Annotated in this window: 1 protein-coding gene; it reads right to left on the reverse strand. The window is 65.3% G+C overall.

Annotation, left to right across the window (positions count from 1 at the left end; translation table 11 throughout):
• Positions 1–219: hypothetical protein (locus tag ACNEUN_RS06420; RefSeq protein WP_463631627.1), on the reverse strand; the 219-nt coding region annotated here is incomplete at its 3' end.
• Between the last annotated feature and the right edge of the window lie 23 nt (positions 220–242).

The following is a 242-nucleotide window of genomic DNA, read 5'->3' on the forward strand; positions in this document are numbered from 1 at the left end:
GATCGCGTCGGCGATGTCCATGACGAGCGTCGTCAGGTCGCCGATGATCAACACCGGGTTGGTCTTCACCAGCGCTACGACGATGTCGGATTGCTCGCCGAGCGTCAGTTCGCCGTCGTTGGCCACCACCAGCGTCGCGCCGGCGACGGCGTCGAAGATCGCTCCCCAGCGGCGGCGCTGCGCGTTGAGCTTGAATACGTGGGTCACCTTTTCCTCCATCACCGTGGTTCCACGGCCGGAGG

The sequence above is a fragment of the Gardnerella sp. C0684A1 genome, assembly GCF_055326835.1.